The 15136-nt window shown below is 63.2% G+C and carries 15 protein-coding genes; 11 read left to right on the forward strand and 4 right to left on the reverse strand.

The features are described 5' to 3' along the window. The first annotated feature begins 66 nt into the window (after positions 1 to 66). Positions 67 to 1905 carry a nitric oxide reductase activation protein NorD gene (locus tag AD662_RS13755; protein WP_053188052.1) on the forward strand — a complete coding sequence of 613 codons (1839 nt, stop codon included), beginning with the start codon at positions 67 to 69 and terminating at the stop codon, positions 1903 to 1905. Positions 1906 to 1910: 5 nt separating this feature from the next. Here AD662_RS13755 and AD662_RS13760 read toward each other — a convergent pair whose 3' ends face one another. Both AD662_RS13760 and AD662_RS13765 read right to left on the reverse strand, forming a co-directional pair. Further along, a complete protein-coding gene (locus AD662_RS13760; protein WP_053188055.1) occupies positions 1911 to 2111 on the reverse strand; it encodes a protein DnrP in 201 nt (66 codons plus the stop codon). Next, complete coding sequence (locus tag AD662_RS13765; RefSeq protein WP_003202487.1) at positions 2108 to 2791, reverse strand: Crp/Fnr family transcriptional regulator; 684 nt, start codon at positions 2789 to 2791, stop codon at positions 2108 to 2110. The genes AD662_RS13760 and AD662_RS13765 overlap by 4 nt, the downstream gene beginning before the upstream one ends. 544 nt (positions 2792 to 3335) lie before the next feature. Between AD662_RS13765 and AD662_RS13775 the strand changes: the two genes are divergently transcribed. Both AD662_RS13775 and AD662_RS13780 read left to right on the forward strand, forming a co-directional pair. Beyond that, positions 3336 to 4526: an NnrS family protein gene (locus AD662_RS13775; protein ID WP_053188058.1), complete on the forward strand. Its 1191-nt coding sequence runs from the start codon at positions 3336 to 3338 to the stop codon at positions 4524 to 4526. A 25-nt stretch (positions 4527 to 4551) separates the two neighbouring features. After that, positions 4552 to 4989 carry a hypothetical protein gene (locus AD662_RS13780; protein ID WP_053188061.1) on the forward strand — a complete coding sequence of 146 codons (438 nt, stop codon included), beginning with the start codon at positions 4552 to 4554 and terminating at the stop codon, positions 4987 to 4989. Between the two features lie 191 nt (positions 4990 to 5180). On the opposite strand, the gene ytfE is transcribed toward AD662_RS13780, so the two are convergent. Then, positions 5181 to 5855 (reverse strand): iron-sulfur cluster repair protein YtfE, encoded by a 675-nt coding sequence (ytfE, locus tag AD662_RS13785; RefSeq protein ID WP_053179496.1) that lies wholly within the window; start codon positions 5853 to 5855, stop codon positions 5181 to 5183. Between the two features lie 159 nt (positions 5856 to 6014). On the opposite strand from ytfE, the gene norR reads away from it, so the two are divergent. The 8 genes from norR (at position 6015) to AD662_RS13825 (ending at position 13233) form a co-directional block, all read left to right on the forward strand. Then, positions 6015 to 7547 carry a nitric oxide reductase transcriptional regulator NorR gene (gene norR, locus AD662_RS13790; RefSeq protein ID WP_018613457.1) on the forward strand — a complete coding sequence of 511 codons (1533 nt, stop codon included), beginning with the start codon at positions 6015 to 6017 and terminating at the stop codon, positions 7545 to 7547. 215 nt (positions 7548 to 7762) lie between these two features. Beyond that, positions 7763 to 8410, forward strand: a complete 648-nt coding sequence (gene pdxH, locus AD662_RS13795) for a pyridoxamine 5'-phosphate oxidase (RefSeq protein ID WP_053179498.1) — start codon at positions 7763 to 7765, stop codon at positions 8408 to 8410. A 228-nt stretch (positions 8411 to 8638) separates the two neighbouring features. Further along, a complete protein-coding gene (moaB, locus tag AD662_RS13800; protein WP_018613453.1) occupies positions 8639 to 9193 on the forward strand; it encodes a molybdenum cofactor biosynthesis protein B in 555 nt (184 codons plus the stop codon). Beyond that, the gene (locus tag AD662_RS13805) at positions 9190 to 10425 is read left to right on the forward strand and encodes a molybdopterin molybdotransferase MoeA (RefSeq protein WP_053188064.1); all 1236 of its coding nucleotides are present in this window, start codon (positions 9190 to 9192) and stop codon (positions 10423 to 10425) included. The genes moaB and AD662_RS13805 overlap by 4 nt, the downstream gene beginning before the upstream one ends. 81 nt (positions 10426 to 10506) lie before the next feature. Next, positions 10507 to 11502, forward strand: a complete 996-nt coding sequence (ubiU, locus tag AD662_RS13810) for a ubiquinone anaerobic biosynthesis protein UbiU (protein WP_024616166.1) — start codon at positions 10507 to 10509, stop codon at positions 11500 to 11502. An 11-nt stretch (positions 11503 to 11513) separates the two neighbouring features. Beyond that, the gene (locus AD662_RS13815; RefSeq protein WP_018613448.1) at positions 11514 to 12404 is read left to right on the forward strand and encodes a U32 family peptidase; all 891 of its coding nucleotides are present in this window, start codon (positions 11514 to 11516) and stop codon (positions 12402 to 12404) included. Beyond that, positions 12398 to 12868 carry a ubiquinone anaerobic biosynthesis accessory factor UbiT gene (ubiT, locus tag AD662_RS13820; protein WP_003202468.1) on the forward strand — a complete coding sequence of 157 codons (471 nt, stop codon included), beginning with the start codon at positions 12398 to 12400 and terminating at the stop codon, positions 12866 to 12868. The genes AD662_RS13815 and ubiT overlap by 7 nt, the downstream gene beginning before the upstream one ends. Further along, a complete protein-coding gene (locus AD662_RS13825) occupies positions 12868 to 13233 on the forward strand; it encodes a putative zinc-binding protein (RefSeq protein WP_018613444.1) in 366 nt (121 codons plus the stop codon). Before ubiT ends, AD662_RS13825 begins: the two co-directional genes overlap by 1 nt. A gap of 1161 nt (positions 13234 to 14394) precedes the next feature. Here the strand turns inward: AD662_RS13825 and AD662_RS13830 are convergent. Then, a complete protein-coding gene (locus tag AD662_RS13830) occupies positions 14395 to 15072 on the reverse strand; it encodes a Crp/Fnr family transcriptional regulator (protein WP_046062140.1) in 678 nt (225 codons plus the stop codon). Positions 15073 to 15136 lie beyond the last annotated feature (64 nt).

Below are 15136 nucleotides of genomic sequence, written 5' to 3' on the forward strand. Positions count from 1 at the left end.
GCGAGCAAGCTTTGCTCCCACATGAATCCCCTCGCCACAATGGGGTCGGCTTAAGAGGAAATAACCATGGCATTCACCCTGGAGCTGGAAGAATGGGTCGGCAGTGTCTGGCACCGTTTCATCACCCGCCGGGCCAGTGCTGACTTTCCTGAGGCCCGGGTCGAGCTGGTTCCCCGGCAACGCGCGTTGCAGGTGCTGTTTCGCGCCACCGGCGGTGCGCCTCACCTGGGGGTGGAAGCGGTCAGCGACCGCGACCTGTTGCTGCGGCGCAACCTGTTGCAGCAGATCGCCGGCACCTGCAAGCAAGTGCCCCTGGCCTGTTGCGATGGCGACAATCTGCGGCTGCCGGCGAGCCTGGCGACGTTCCCTGATGTCGGGCTCAACGAAGAGCTGTATCGCTGGCTCGCCTTGCTGGCCGCGCAGTCGGGGCCTATGAAGCACTGGGGGCGGGACAATCAGCGCTGGACCCTGGCGGTGTTGAAGCGCTACCCGGCGCTACGCCCGCGCTACCGGCGACTGGTGGAGGCGCACCTGTCCCTGCGCCCCGATCCGGCCACGCTCAACCCGGCCGAAGCCGCCCTGGAGCGGGCGTTGTGCCAAGCCTTGCGCGAACCGGGCAGTGTCGAACATTTTCCCCGCAGCGAGCGGGCGGCCTGGCCGTTGCCGCTGTGGCTATACCCACCCCAACACCTGGCCAATCCCCAGGCCGCCAACCTTGAGGAGTCCGAGCAATACCTGGCGACGCCGCCCGGTGAACAGCAGGGCGGGCGCAAGCGCGCCGAGCGAATCGACGACACCACCCGTGACGGTGGGCTGCTGATCGTGCGCCTGGAAAACCTGTTCAGCTGGACCGAACACGTGGACCTGGATCGCTGGGCGGATGACAGCGAAGACCCGGACGCTGCCCGCGTCGCCGAAGACCTGGACCAATTGACCCTGTCGCGCACCCGCTTGCGCAAGGGCGGTGGTTTGAAACTGCACCTGGACCTGCCGCCGGCCGATGTGGATGACATCCCGTTGGGAGCAGGCATCCTGTTGCCGGAATGGGATTACCGCAAACAACGCCTGCAGGACGACTTCGTCAGCCTGCAAACCTTCACCCCTCGCGATTGCCAGCCGCAGCCGTTGCCCGCACGCCTGCGAAGCTCGGCCCAGCGCTTGCGTCGCCAGTTCGAACACCTGCGCAACGATCGCCAATGGTTGCGCCAGCAAACCCAAGGCTCGGAACTGGACCTGCAAGCCTGGCTGGACTTTCATGTCGAGCGCCAGCACGGGCAGTGCAGCGAACGCGGACTGTTCATGGACCAGCGCCAGACTCGCCGCGACCTGGCCTGCTTGCTGCTGGCCGACCTGTCGATGTCCACCGATGCCCACCTCAATGATGAGCACCGGGTGATCGACGTGATCCGCGACAGCCTGTTGCTGTTCGGCGAAACCCTGTCGCTACTGGGAGACGATTTTGCCTTGTACGGGTTCTCTTCCTTGCGCCGCCAGCAGGTGCGCATGCATGAACTCAAGGCCTTCAATCAGCGTTATGACGACCACACCCGCGGACGCATCCAGGGGCTCAAGCCCGGTTACTACACGCGCATGGGCGCGGCGATTCGCCAGGCCACGCAACGGTTGGCGGGTTGCAAGCGGCGGCGCAAATTGTTGTTGCTGCTCAGTGACGGCAAGCCCAATGACCTGGACCTCTACGAAGGACGCTACGGTGTGGAAGACACCCGTCAGGCAGTGCTGGAAGCCCGGCGCCAAGGGCTGACGCCGTTCTGCATCACCATTGATCGCGAAGCGGGGGATTACCTGCCGTACATGTTCGGAGCCAATGGCTACACCTTGATTCGCCAGCCCGAGCAACTGCCGCTGCGTTTACCGCAGTTGTACCGGCAGTTGACTCAGGATTGAGGGGGTCAGACGATGCTGCGAGGCAGCCAGAAGAACATGACGATGCAGAAGATCGTCAAGCCGGCACAGAACCAGGTGAAGCGCCGCAACCGGCGCTCGCCGGCCTTTGCGGCCTCTACTGGCAGGGGCATGCCGCACTGGCGACATTCGGTTTCATGTATCGGGTTGGCTTGCTGGCAATACAGGCAGGTGGGCTGTGTAGTCATTCGAACTGTTCCAGGCGCAGGCGATCGAGAATGGCGATCTGGCGACCGTCCTGGGTGATGATTTTTTCATCGATCAGGCGGCGGATGATCCGCGAGAAGGTTTCCGGCTGGATCGACAAGTGCCCGGCGATCAACTGCTTGGCCATCGGCAGTTCGAACTGGCTGTCCACGGTTTGCAGGCGCACCAGTTGCGTCAACAGGTAGCGCACCACGCGGTGCGTGGCGTTCTTCAGCGACAGGGTTTCAATCTCGTTGACCCGTTGGTGCAGGCGCACGCAGAGCTTGCCGAGCAGGGCGAAGGTCAGCCGGCTGTTGCTTTGCAGCAGACGCATGTAGGTGGCGTTGGACAGCCGGTAGACCTGGGTCGGGCCGACGGCTTCGGCGGACGCGACGTAGTTGGGTGTGTCCATCAGCATCATGGCTTCGGCGAAGGTCTGGCGCTCGCCGATCACCTCGAAGACTTTTTCCTGGCCGTCCGGGGTCAGCCGATAGATTTTCACGGCGCCGGAAATCACGAAGTAAAACGCCTGCGCCGGTTCTCCCTGGCGGAACAGCGGATCGCCCCTGTCGATGTTCAGCAGTTGGCTGTTGCTCATCAATTCGTTGAGCTCTTCTTCGTTCAAAGGCTCGAACAGGTGATGGCTGCGCAGAATCTGGTGATGGACGCGGTGGAGCACCATGGCATGGAATCCTTGTAAGGGCGAAAGAGGTGATCGGGGTCAGACCAGGCTCAGGGACAGGCCGCTGGCAAGCGCCACGACGCAGGAAAGCAAGACGAACCAGGTAAGCGGCAGAACGACGGATTTCATGGAGGACCCCGACAAGAAAGGTGATGCCGTGCCTGAGCAAGAGACGGGCCATGCCTGCGGGCGTTGATTCCTGGGGTGTTGAAGATGAGGTGGGTAAAAATGACCCTGGTCTGACAGGGTTAAAACAACCATTAAAGGGTAACTAATACCCCATTCAGCTACAGTCTCTATGGGCGCGAGCCGTTGTGGGAGCAAAGCTTGCTCGCGATGAACGATAACGCGGGCCAGCTGTAGACCGCGGCGTCTTCATCGCGAGCAAGCTTTGCTCCCACAACGGCAAGCCCCTTGCAAGTACCTGTTCGAGGCGATGCGCTGGCTTGATCTGAGACAAGGCCCGCCGGCGTCGATAGCCGATCATTCGAACCCTGGTTTGTTGTACCTCGCTGGCGGTTCAGCGAGGCAAAAGGAGTGATGTATGCAAGTGCTTGACCGTCGCAAGGCCATGGCCATCGCGCCGCTGTGGCGCCTGGCGTTTCGGCCATTCTTTCTGGCCGGTTGTGTGTTGGCGCTGCTGGCCATTCCCTTTTGGCTCGCGGCGTTTACCGGGCGCTTGTCAGCCTGGCAGCCGGCCGGCGGCTGGTTGGCCTGGCACCGGCATGAACTGTTGTTCGGTTTCGGCCTGGCGATCATCGCCGGGTTCCTGCTGACGGCAGTGCAAACCTGGACCGGAACCCCGGGGCTCAGCGGCAAGCGCCTGGCAACCCTGGCATTGTTGTGGCTGGGCGCGCGGCTGGCCTGGCTGGTCGATGCGCCCTGGCCATTGCTGACGCTGCTGGAGCTGGGTTTTGCCCTGGCGGTCGCGGCGTTGATGGGTGTGATGTTGTGGCGTGTGCGGCAGAAGCGCAATTACCCGATTGTGCTGGTATTGCTGCTGTTGGCCGCCGCCGATGGGTTATCCGTATACGGCCTGGTGCAGCACAACGAGGGCTTGCAGCGCCAGAGCGTGCTCACCGGTCTGTGGCTGGTGGCGGCGATGATGGGGTTGATCGGCGGGCGCGTGATTCCATTCTTTACCCAGCGCGGCCTCGGACGGGTCGAGGGCGTTGCCCCTTGGCCGTGGCTTGATCGCCTGTTGCTGGCAGGGTCGGCGTTGGTGGCGTTGTTGTATGCCTTCGGTCCGGCGCTGGTGGCGAGCGTCTGGGCCGGCCTGTTGTTCGCCGCGTTGGCGATGGGCCACGGGATTCGACTGGTGCGTTGGCATGATCGGGATTTGTGGCGGGTGCCACTGCTGTGGTCGTTGCACCTGGCCTACGCCTGGCTGGCGGTGGCCTGCCTGGGCATGGCGCTGTGGCACTTCGGCGTGCCGGTGAACCCGAGCCTGGCGGTGCATGGCCTGACCATCGGCGCCATGGCCGGGTTGATCCTGGCGATGATTGCCCGTGTCAGCCTGGGCCATACCGGGCGCCCCCTTGAGCCACCAGCGGGCATGACCCTGGCCTTTATCCTGTTGAACCTGGCGTGCCTGAGCCGCGTGCTGTTGGTGCTGCTGTTGCCGTTGGCCGGGCTGTGGCTGGCGGCGCTGTGCTGGACACTGGCGTTCGGTCTATACGCCTGGCGCTATGGGCCGATGCTGCTCAAGGCCCGGGTGGATGGGCATCCCGGATGAGCCGGTTGGGCAGAGGGAATCGATAATGTACGGGGTCTTGCTGGTTACCCACCTGTTGGCGGCCATCGCTTTCATTGGCACGCTGTTTTTCGAGGTCTTCATCTGGCATAGCGCCCGCCGACCCTTGACCCAAGGCGTCAAGGACGCTGCCGACCAGGCCATCGCCCAGCGCTCGCGGCATGTGCTGCACGGCGTCGTGCTGGTGCTGTACGGCGCCGGTATGGCCCTGGCCTGGCAGCATCGCGGCGCATTGAGCCAGCCGTTGAGCAACAGCTTCGGCCTGCTGCTGAGCCTGAAGATCCTGCTGGCGCTGAGCATCATCGGTCACTATTTGTGGCTGGCGTATTGGCTCAAGAGCGGTCGCCTGACGCCCAGCCGCGCCTGCTGGTTGCGGCGCAGTATCCTCGGGCACATGGTGCTGATCGTGGTGTTGGCGAAGGCGATGTTCTATTGGCAGTTTTGAGCTGCGGATGAGGGCAGCAGATGAGGGCAGCAAATGAGAGCTGCAAATGAGAGTTGCAAATGCCTGTGGGAGCAAAGCTTGCTCGCGATGGCTGTGAATCAGTCAACATTGATATTGACTGACACTACGCCATCGCGAGCAAGCTTTGCTCCCACAGGAGTAACACAGAAGTAATGGGCAATGTTTGAGGGTCAGCGAACAGGCTTCATCGCATTGACGAACAACACATTGTTTTCCAGGTGGATGTGCTGCATCAGGTCATCACGAAACTCCACCAGCCCGCGATACAGGGCGCGCCAGGTGTTGCAGGCGTCGGCGGGTGGGGTGATCTGGTCGGTCAGGGTGAGCATGGTTTCCAGGGCTTCACCGTGCTGGTCGTGTTCGTAGCGCAGCACCTGGATCGGCGCCGAGGCCCGTTCACCCAAGCCTTGTTGCAGCATCGGGAACAGCACCTGTTCTTCCTTGAGCATGTGGCCTTCGAGTTCCTGGTACATGTCCTGCAGGTGATCGGCCAGGCCGTTCGGGCAACTGGGTCGCGCACCGTGGACCTGCTCGACGCGCCGGGCCAGGCGGATCAGTTCCGGCAGTTGTTCGCGATGGCGCGCGTGGTAGCGCTCCAGGATGTGGGCAATCAAGGTCGCCTGGGGCTCGTCGCGCCAGTCATGGCCCAGCTCCCCGGCGGCTTGCAGGGTCCGCAGGGCGTCGGCGATCAGCAGCGGGTTCAGGCCTTTGCCCAGCGCGGCTTCGCGCAAGGATTTTCGCCCGCCGCAACAGAAGTCGAGGTTGTAATGATGGAAGGTACGGGTAGCACCGGGAATGTCGCAGGCCAGTTGGCCGAGGCTTTGTTCCAACAGATCGAGGCTCATCATGTTTCCTTGGGTTGAATCCCGGTAGGGACAGATGAGCGAACTTTGCAGTCGACGTGCCAGATTCAACTGATTGAAAACAAAGCATTAAATTTTTGCCAGGGTGATTGTCACCCTGATTGTGAAGGGTCAAACGAACCCTGGAGGGTCACCACTACCATGCTGCGTGAAAGCCTGGCCGCCGACCTGATCGTCGAGCTGCCCAATGCGGTGCGATTGCAGCGCCTGGTGCAGACCCTGCGCGAATACTTTAACAGTGGCGCCGTGGGGCTGCTGCGTCTGGACGATGACAGTCTCAGGCCTGTGGCCACCGTGGGCCTGGTCCACGAGGCGCTGGGACGGCGCTTCGTGATTGCCCAGCACCCGCGCCTGGCGGCGATCATGGCGTCGCGCGAACCCACCTGGTTCGAGCCGGACAGCCGTTTGCCGGACCCTTATGACGGCTTGCTCGACAACCACGTCGGTGAGCCACTGCCGGTGCATGACTGCATGGGCGTGAGCCTGTACGTGGAAGGCCGGCTCTGGGGGGCGATCACCCTGGATGCGTTGCATGCCGGCACCTTCGACAGCCGCGCCCGGGAGGAACTCAAGCGCTGTACCTTGCAGATCGAGGCGGCGGTGCGGGTCACTCGCCTTGAGCAGGAAAACCGTAGCCTGCGAGCATCGCGCAGCGACCAGACCGACCTGCGGCTACCCGCCGAAGAGGGCGAGATCCTCGGGCGCAGCGAGGGTTTGCAGCAATTGCTTAACGAGCTGGATGTGCTGGCCGACTCTGAATTGCCAGTGCTGTTGCTCGGGGAAACCGGCGTCGGTAAGGAGCTGTTCGCCCGGCGGCTGCATCGCCTGTCTCGGCGCGGCCACAAGCCGTTGGTCCAGGTCAACTGCGCGGCGTTGCCCGAGTCCCTGGCCGAAAGCGAGTTGTTCGGCCACGTCAAAGGCGCGTTCTCCGGGGCGACCACCGACCGCGCCGGGCGCTTCGATGCGGCCAATGGCGGCACGCTGTTTCTCGATGAGGTCGGCGAACTGCCGTTGAGCGTCCAGGCCAAGTTGCTGCGCACTCTGCAGAACGGCGAGATCCAGCGTCTGGGGGCGGACAAGCCGCTGCACGTCGATGTGCGGATCATCGCCGCCACCAACCGGCACTTGCCCGACAGCATTCGCGACGGGCTGTTTCGCGCCGACCTGTACCACCGGCTTTCGGTCTACCCGGTGCCGATCCCACCGCTGCGCGAGCGCGGCCACGATGTGTTGATGCTGGCCGGGCACTTTCTCGAACTGAACCGCACACGCCTGGGCTTGCGTGGGTTGCGCCTGTCACCGGCGGCTGAACAGGCGCTGCTGGCGTACTCCTGGCCCGGCAACGTGCGGGAGCTGGAACACGTGATCAGTCGCGCGGCGCTCAAGCAACTGAGCCGCGGCGCCAATCGCAGCCTGATCATGACCCTGGAACCGCAGGTGCTGGACCTTGACGTCAACGCCAGCGCAGCTTCGGCGCAGGCGCTGCCGGAACAAGCCCTGCAAGCGTTGGATGCGCCCGTGCAACCCTTGAGCGAGGCTGTCGACGGCTGCCAGCGACAGGCGATCCTCAAGGCCCTGGAACGCTGCGGGCAGAACTGGGCGGGGGCGGCGCGGTTGTTGGAGGTTGACCCGAGCAATCTGCATAAGCTGGCGCGGCGGTTGGGGCTTAAGTAGCGGCAGACCGGGTTGCCGCCTTCGCGAGCAAGCCCGCTCCCACATTGGATCTGTGATTGTCTTCAGTTTTCTGATCACCCCCAATCCCCTGTGGGAGCGGGCTTGCTCGCGAAGAGGCCGGCACTTTCAACACAAGAACCGGCATTGACAACGATCAAGGCCCGCCACCGCCGCAGAATCCACACTGGCCCAAACCCACAGTGGAGATTACCGTCATGCCCCTTTCCCTGGCCAAAATGCGCCGCCAGTACACCCTCGATGGCCTGGATGAAGCCCAGGCCCCCGACGACCCCATGGCGTTGTTCGCGCTCTGGATGCAACAGGCCCGCGACACCGAAAGCCCACCCGTGGAAGCCAACAGCATGGCCCTGGCGACGGTGGACGAGCAGGGCCGGCCTCACTGCCGGGTGTTGTTGCTCAAGGGCTTCGACGCCCAGGGCTTTTCGTTTTTCGGCAACTACGACAGCGCAAAGGGCCAGGACCTGGCGGCCAACCCCTGGGCGGCCATGACGTTTTTCTGGCCGGGGCTGGAGCGGCAAGTACGCATCGAAGGGCCGGTCGACAAACTCGATCCGGCGCTGTCGGATGCCTATTTCGAATCCCGTTCCGTCGCCAGTCGCCTGGGGGCCTGGGCGTCGCCACAAAGCCGACCACTGTTAGATCGGGCCGCGCTCGAGACCTTGCTGGCGCAGACCGAACAACGCTTTGCCGATCAACCCGTGCGGCGCCCCGACCATTGGGGAGGCTATTGCCTGCGGCCCGAACGGATGGAGTTCTGGCAGGGCCGCGCCGACCGTTTGCACGACCGCCTCGACTACCGCCTGCAGGATGACGCCTGGCAGCGTTGCCGCCTGGCACCCTGAATGGATGCCTTGTAGGAGCTGCCGAGCGTAGCGAGGCTGCGATCTTTTGATCTTTCGCTTGAGACTCAAGTGGCCCGGGAAAGATCGCAGCCTCGCTTCACTCGTCAGCTCCTACTGGGACAGGATCGTTCTTGCATGGGGTGCCAAGGGAGGTACCTCCAACGAGGAATAGGCCCGGCAACGATTGCAGTTCAGGCTGGGCCATCTTTTCTGACAGGACGGCTGATCATGGCCCATCTGACGCAACGCCTCTTTCAACCGCTGAACATCGCGGTCCTTACCATCAGCGATACCCGCACCTTCGACACCGACACCTCGGGCCAAACCCTGGCGGACCTGTTGCAAACGGCCGGACACGTGCTCATCGACCGTGGGCTGGTGAAAGACGATATCTACCAGATCCGCGCCCAGGTCTCCCAATGGATCGCCGACCCCAAGGTGCAGGTGGTGTTGATGACCGGTGGCACCGGGTTCACCCCGCGCGACAACACCCCCCAAGCGGTGGCGCCACTGCTGGACAAGCAGGTGGACGGTTTCGGCGAGCTGTTCCGCCAGGTGTCGCTGGCGGAGATCGGCATGTCCACCCTGCAATCGCGCGCCTTGGCGGGCATGAGCAATGGGGTGCTGGTGTGCTGCTTGCCGGGTTCGCCGGGGGCGTGCCGGACCGGGTGGGAGCAGATCCTGGCCGGGCAATTGGACAGCCGCACCGGCCCGTGCAATTTCACCCCGCACCTCAAGCCCCAGGACGGCATCGCCCCAACGGCTTGCGAGACACGCTCGTGAGCGGTCGGGTGTGCGACAGCGGCGTGCTGATGCCGGTGGATGAGGCGATCCGTCATCTGCTCGACCAGGCACCGCCGCCACCGCCCGTGCAACGGGTTGGCCTGGACCAGGCCCTGGCGCGTGTGCTGGCCACTGACATTGTGTGCCCGATGAACCTGCCGGCCTGGGACAACAGCGCAATGGACGGCTATGCCCTGCGGGCCGCTGACCTGCCGGGTGACGGCGGCTACCTGCTGTTGGGCGGGCGGATCGCCGCCGGTGACGAGCCGGGCGAGCCGTTGCAGGCCGGGTACGTCGTGCGGATTTTTACTGGCGCGCCGCTGCCACCGGGTGCCGACACGGTGGTGCCGCAGGAAAGCTGTCGCGTCGATGGCGAGCGGGTCTGGTTGCCATCGGTCAATGGCGGCGACCATGTTCGCAAGGAAGGCGAGGAACTGCGTCGAGGAGACCGGCTGCTTGAAGCCGGCACGCGCTTGCGCGCCCAGGAGTTGGGTTTGCTCGCCGGTGCCGGCGTCGGCCAGGTGGACGTTTATCGCCCCTTGCAAGTGGGCTTGCTCAGCAGCGGCGATGAGCTGCGCGAGCCGGGCGAGCCACTGGCGCCAGGACAGATCTACAACAGCAATCGCCATAGCCTCGCCGCACTGTTGCGCGGTTGGGGTGTCGAGGTGCATGACTTCGGGGTCATGCCCGACCAGTTATTGGCCAGTCGACAAGCGTTGCGCCTGGCCGCCGCCGAATGCGATGTGCTGATTACATCCGGCGGTGTCTCGGTGGGTGAAGAAGACCACCTCAAGCATGCCATCGAAGCCTTGGGCAGCATCGACCTCTGGCGCCTCGCCATCCAGCCGGGCAAGCCCCTGGCCTTTGGGGATGTGGAAGGCAAGCCTTGGATCGGGCTGCCAGGCAACCCGTCGGCGGCATTGATTACCGCACTGATCGTCGTGCGTCCGTTCCTGTTCCGGGCCCAGGGCATGGGCGACGTGTTACCTGTGCCGTTGCAGGTGCCAGCCGGGTTCGACTGGCTCAAGCGCAACCGACGCCGGCAGTACCTGCGGGCCAGGTTGGTTCCGGATGCCAGCGGCCACCTGTGTGTGGAACTGCACCCTCAGCAAAGTTCGGCGATGCTGACGGCCGCTTGCTGGGCCGATGGGCTGGCGGTGGTGGAGTGTGAGGCGCAACTGCACAAGCACGACAAGGTGCTGTACCTGCCATTCGCCGAGCTGATGCATTGACGGCAATTGATTGTCGTCAAGGTCGCCGGCCGAGGGCTGGCTAGACTGGCGGCGCTTGAGTTTTTCTCATGAGGATGCCCCATGCAACTGGTTTGCCCGGCAGGGAATCTGCCTGCCCTCAAAGCGGCGGTGCGCCAAGGCGCCGATGCCGTCTATGTCGGCTTTCGCGATGACACCAATGCCCGGCATTTTGCCGGGCTGAACATGGACGACAAGCAGTTCGACGCGGCTGTCGCACACATCCGTCAGCATCAACGCAAGCTGTACGTGGCGGTCAATACTTACCCGCAGCCCAAGGGCTGGGAGCGCTGGCAACGGGCGGTGGACCGCGCCGCCGATTTCGGCGTGGATGCCCTGATTGCCGCCGACCCTGGCGTGCTCAGCTACGCCAGCCAGCGCCATCCTCGGTTGGCGCTGCACCTTTCCGTACAAGGCTCGGCCACACACGCCGCGGCCCTGGCGTTCTACGCGCAGCGCTATGACATCCGCCGCGCCGTGCTGCCGCGGGTACTGTCCCTGGCCCAGGTGCGACAGGTGGCGGCGGGCAGTCCGGTGCCGATCGAAGTCTTCGGTTTCGGCAGCCTGTGCATCATGGCTGAAGGCCGTTGCCACTTGTCTTCCTACATCACCGGCGAATCGCCGAACCTGTGCGGCGTCTGCTCGCCCGCCAAGGCGGTGCGCTGGAGCGAGGATGCCCAAGGCCTCAGCGCACGCCTGAGCGAGGTGCTGATCGACCGCTACACCCCCGAAGAACCGGCCGGTTATCCGACCCTGTGCAAAGGCCGCTTCCTGGTCGGCGGCAAGCGCTTCCATGCGCTGGAAGAACCCACCAGCCTCGACACCCTCGACCTGCTGCCGGAGCTGGCGGCCATTGGCGTCGAAGCGGTGAAGATCGAAGGTCGCCAACGCAGCCCAGCCTACGTTGAACAAGTGACCCGGGTCTGGCGCGCCGCACTGGATGCCCATAAGGCCGCGCCGCAACGGTTCCGGGTGCAGGAAGAATGGCGCCAGGCGCTGGCTGGCTTGTCCGAAGGCAGCCAGACCACCCTGGGTGCCTACCATCGATCATGGCAATGAGGGGAGGCCAGATGAAACTCAGCCTGGGACCGGTCCTGTTTTACTGGGACAAAGCGCAACTGGGGAATTTCTATGCCGAGATGTCGGCATTGCCGCTGGACGTGATTTACCTGGGGGAAACCGTGTGTTCGAAACGCCGGGCGTTCTCCCTGGATCAATGGCTGGGGTTGGCGCGCGAGCTGCAAGCGTGTAGCCAGGCACAAATTGTGTTGTCGAGCCTGACGCTGATCGAAGCGGCCTCGGAGCTGTCCTCGCTGCGCCGCCTGTGTGACAACGGCCAGTTGTTGGTGGAAGCCAATGACATGGGCGCGGTGCAGTTCATGGCCGAACGCAAGCTGCCTTTCGTTGGCGGCCCGGCGCTGAACCTGTACAACGGCCACGCCCTGGGGCAATTGCTCGACAGCGGCATGATCCGTTGGGTGCCGCCGGTGGAGTGCTCGGCGGCGCTGATCGGCGATGTGCTGGAGCAGGTGCGGGACATGGACCACGAGGTGCCCGAGGTGGAGATCTTCGCCTACGGTCATCTGCCCTTGGCATACTCGGCGCGCTGCTTTACCGCTCGAGCCGAAAACCGCCCCAAGGACGACTGCCAGTTCTGCTGCATCAACTACCCCGACGGCCTGGCGCTGAGCAGTCAGGAAGGCCAACAGTTGTTCACCCTCAACGGCATCCAGACGATGTCCGGCGAGGTGACGAACCTGCTGGCCGACTACAACGCATTGATGGCCTGCGGCGCCGATGTGCTGCGCCTGAGTCCGCGTGCCCAGGGCATGGCCGAGGTGGTCACCGCCTTCGACAAGGTTCGCCAGGGCGAGGCACCACCGCTGTTCGTGGACGGTTGCAATGGCTACTGGCACGGCCATGCCGGCATGTTGAAGGTAGAGGAGGCGGGCCTGTGTTGAGTCCGAAGAAATGGGTGCTCAAAGGCGCCGACCGCTTGCTGCCGTTGGTGGGCAAGGTGCCGTTCGTGGTGCAGCGACTGGCGTTGCAGCAGGCGCTCAATCGCTGCCTGGCCGAGCCGTTGCGCGATGGCGGGTTCGATGTGCTGCGTGGGCGATGGTTGTGCCTGCGCGTGCCTGACTTGAAGTTGTGTTGGTACCTGACCTTGGCGCGGGATGGATTGCGCATTGCCGAACGGGCCGAGGCCCAGGTCACCATCAGCGGCAACTGGCGCGAGTTCCTGTTGTTGGCCAGTCGGCAGGAAGACCCGGATACGTTGTTCTTTCGTCGGCGGTTGGTGATCGAGGGGGACACCGAGTTGGGGCTGGCGTTGAAGAACTTGATCGACAGTCTTGATCCAGACGTCCTGCCGCCTTGGCTCTGGCGCAACCTGGAGCGGGCGGGCAAGGGGTTGGCGACGGTCTGATGAAAGCCCCGAGTTTATTGCCTCTGGTGTATTCGTGTTCCGGTTGTTCCAACGTGGCGCAACTGGCCAACACCGTTGCCCTGCGCCTGGACCGTGCGGGTTTGGCGGAGATGTCTTGTATTGTCGGGGTGGGTGGGCATGTGGCGCCACTGGTTGACAAGGCGCGGTCGGGGCGGCGGATCATTGCCTTGGATGGTTGTCCGTTGCAGTGCGTTCAGGCGTGTTTGCGGCAGCATGATTTGGTGGCGGATGTGCATGTGATTCTGAACCAGCTGGGGTTGCGCAAGCGGTTTGGGGTGGATTGCGCTGAGCCCGAGATGGAGTTGGTATTTTCGCGGGTGGTGGGGTTGATTGATGTGGGTTAGGTTGGGTGAATATCCATTTCTTTGGTAATGGCGGCTTATGGTTCCGCTCTTACAGCGGCTCACTTTTGAGAAGCGCAAAAGTAAGCAAAACGCTCCTGCCCCACCACTCGGCACCTCGCTTAGGCTCGGTGTGCCCTCACTCCGGCATTGCTCCGTGGGCCCGCCGCGAAGGGCCATCCATGGCCCAGCGCGGCTATCCCGGCATCCATGCCGGGATGCCCACTGCGCAATACCTGCGTTCAGCCAGCGTGGTTAACGGGGCGCCCGAGATCAACGTCCATCGCGAGGCGGCCTTATAGCCGACCTGGTTCTTGGTGGAGACCGCGTTTCTCCTGTGGGAGCGAGCCTGCTCGCGAAGAGGCCAGCAAGTTCAACATCCATGTGACTGAACCACCGCAATCGCGAGCAGGCTCGCTCCCACACTGGATCTTCAGTAGCCCCAAAATCAATGTTCACCGCAAGTCCCCTGTGGGAGCGAGCCTGCTCGCGAAGAGGCCAGCAAGTTCAACATCCATGTGACTGAACCACCGCAATCGCGAGCAGGCTCGCTCCCACACTGGATCTTCAGTAGCCCCAAAATCAATGTTCACCGCAAGTCCCCTGTGGGAGCGAGCCTGCTCGCGAAGAGGCCAGCAAGTTCAACATCCATGTGACTGAACCACCGCAATCGCGAGCAGGCTCGCTCCCACACTGGATCTTCAGCAGCCACAAAACCTATGTACGCCGCAGCCCTCTTGTGGGAGCGAGCTTGCTCGCGAATGCGGTCTCACAATCGACGCGGATGCTGAATGTGCCGGCTAAATAAACCATCCAAGACAGTTGCTCCCACAGGAGAAACGCGGTCTCACCCAGAGCCAGGTCGGCTATAAGGCCGCCTCGTGGTGGACGTTGATCTCGGCGCCCCGTTAACCACGATGGCCGAACGCAGGCATTGTGGAGTGGGCACCTCGGCATGGATGCCGAGGTAGCCGCGCTGGGCCATGGATGGCCCTTCGCGGCGGCCCACGGAGCGATGCCGGAGTGAGGGCATGCCGAGCCTAGGCGAGGCACCGAGTGGTGGGGCAGAAGCGCTTTGGTTACTTTCGCGCTTTTCGAAAGTGACCCGCTGTAAGAGCGGAACCATACGCCGCCGTTACCGAAGAAATGGATATTCACACAAACCTACTGCTGATAGCCCTCAAGCCCATCCTCGGACAAGATACGAATCTGACGCCGCTCCATGGCAATCAACCCCCCATCAACCAACCGATGAAGAATCCGAGAAAACGTCTCCGGCTGAATCCCCAACTTGGAAGCCACCAGCCGCTTCGACACCTGCAACACCACCTGACCATCCCGCGGATCCCGCTCCTGCAGCAGGAAATTGATCACCCGCCGACTGGCACTGGCCAAGGTCAAGTTATCGATATCCTTGAGCCGCTGATGCAAATGAATACTCATGCTCGCCAGGATCGCCAGGCAGACCTTGGGCTGGTCCTCCAGGGCCTTGCGGTAATGGGTACCCTCGATACTCACCAGCACGCTGTCCTTGATCGCCGACGCACTGACCGGATAGCAGCGGGCCTGGCTGAACAGCAAAGCCTCGGCGAAGGTCTGGCCGGGCTGGATGATTTCCACCAGGTTCTCCTGGCCCTCACCGGTCACCCGGAACAGCTTGATCTGGCCACTGACCAGCAAGAAAAACCGCTTGGCCGGATCGCCCTGGTGCATGAGCGTGCTGTTGCATTCCAGGCGTTTGAGGACAGCCAGGCTGCAGACATCTTCAAAGACCCGCTCCGGCAGTTGGCTGAACAGATGATGACGACGCAACAGTAAAACGATGGAAGGGTGGGTCAGCATGGCGTACCTCCGCGTGCCGTCATGGTAGAGCCCAAATCGCCGCCGGCCTATGCCTCGGCAGGCC

This window comes from Pseudomonas kilonensis, assembly GCF_001269885.1.
Lineage (GTDB): Bacteria > Pseudomonadota > Gammaproteobacteria > Pseudomonadales > Pseudomonadaceae > Aquipseudomonas > Aquipseudomonas kilonensis.

Bases quoted from the DNA above. Each gene is read 5' to 3' on its own strand.
- moaB (WP_018613453.1), top strand. From the start codon at position 8,639: ATGGCCCATCTGACGCAACGCCTCTTTCAACCGCTGAACATCGCGGTC.
- AD662_RS13765 (WP_003202487.1), bottom strand. From the start codon at position 2,791: ATGGTGCTCCACCGCGTCCATCACCAGATTCTGCGCAGCCATCACCTG.
- AD662_RS13825 (WP_018613444.1), top strand. From the start codon at position 12,868: ATGAAAGCCCCGAGTTTATTGCCTCTGGTGTATTCGTGTTCCGGTTGT.
- AD662_RS13775 (WP_053188058.1), top strand. From the start codon at position 3,336: ATGCAAGTGCTTGACCGTCGCAAGGCCATGGCCATCGCGCCGCTGTGG.
- pdxH (WP_053179498.1), top strand. From the start codon at position 7,763: ATGCCCCTTTCCCTGGCCAAAATGCGCCGCCAGTACACCCTCGATGGC.
- AD662_RS13830 (WP_046062140.1), bottom strand. From the start codon at position 15,072: ATGCTGACCCACCCTTCCATCGTTTTACTGTTGCGTCGTCATCATCTG.
- AD662_RS13815 (WP_018613448.1), top strand. From the start codon at position 11,514: ATGAAACTCAGCCTGGGACCGGTCCTGTTTTACTGGGACAAAGCGCAA.
- AD662_RS13760 (WP_053188055.1), bottom strand. From the start codon at position 2,111: ATGACTACACAGCCCACCTGCCTGTATTGCCAGCAAGCCAACCCGATA.
- AD662_RS13780 (WP_053188061.1), top strand. From the start codon at position 4,552: ATGTACGGGGTCTTGCTGGTTACCCACCTGTTGGCGGCCATCGCTTTC.
- ubiU (WP_024616166.1), top strand. From the start codon at position 10,507: ATGCAACTGGTTTGCCCGGCAGGGAATCTGCCTGCCCTCAAAGCGGCG.
- norR (WP_018613457.1), top strand. From the start codon at position 6,015: ATGCTGCGTGAAAGCCTGGCCGCCGACCTGATCGTCGAGCTGCCCAAT.
- ytfE (WP_053179496.1), bottom strand. From the start codon at position 5,855: ATGAGCCTCGATCTGTTGGAACAAAGCCTCGGCCAACTGGCCTGCGAC.
- AD662_RS13755 (WP_053188052.1), top strand. From the start codon at position 67: ATGGCATTCACCCTGGAGCTGGAAGAATGGGTCGGCAGTGTCTGGCAC.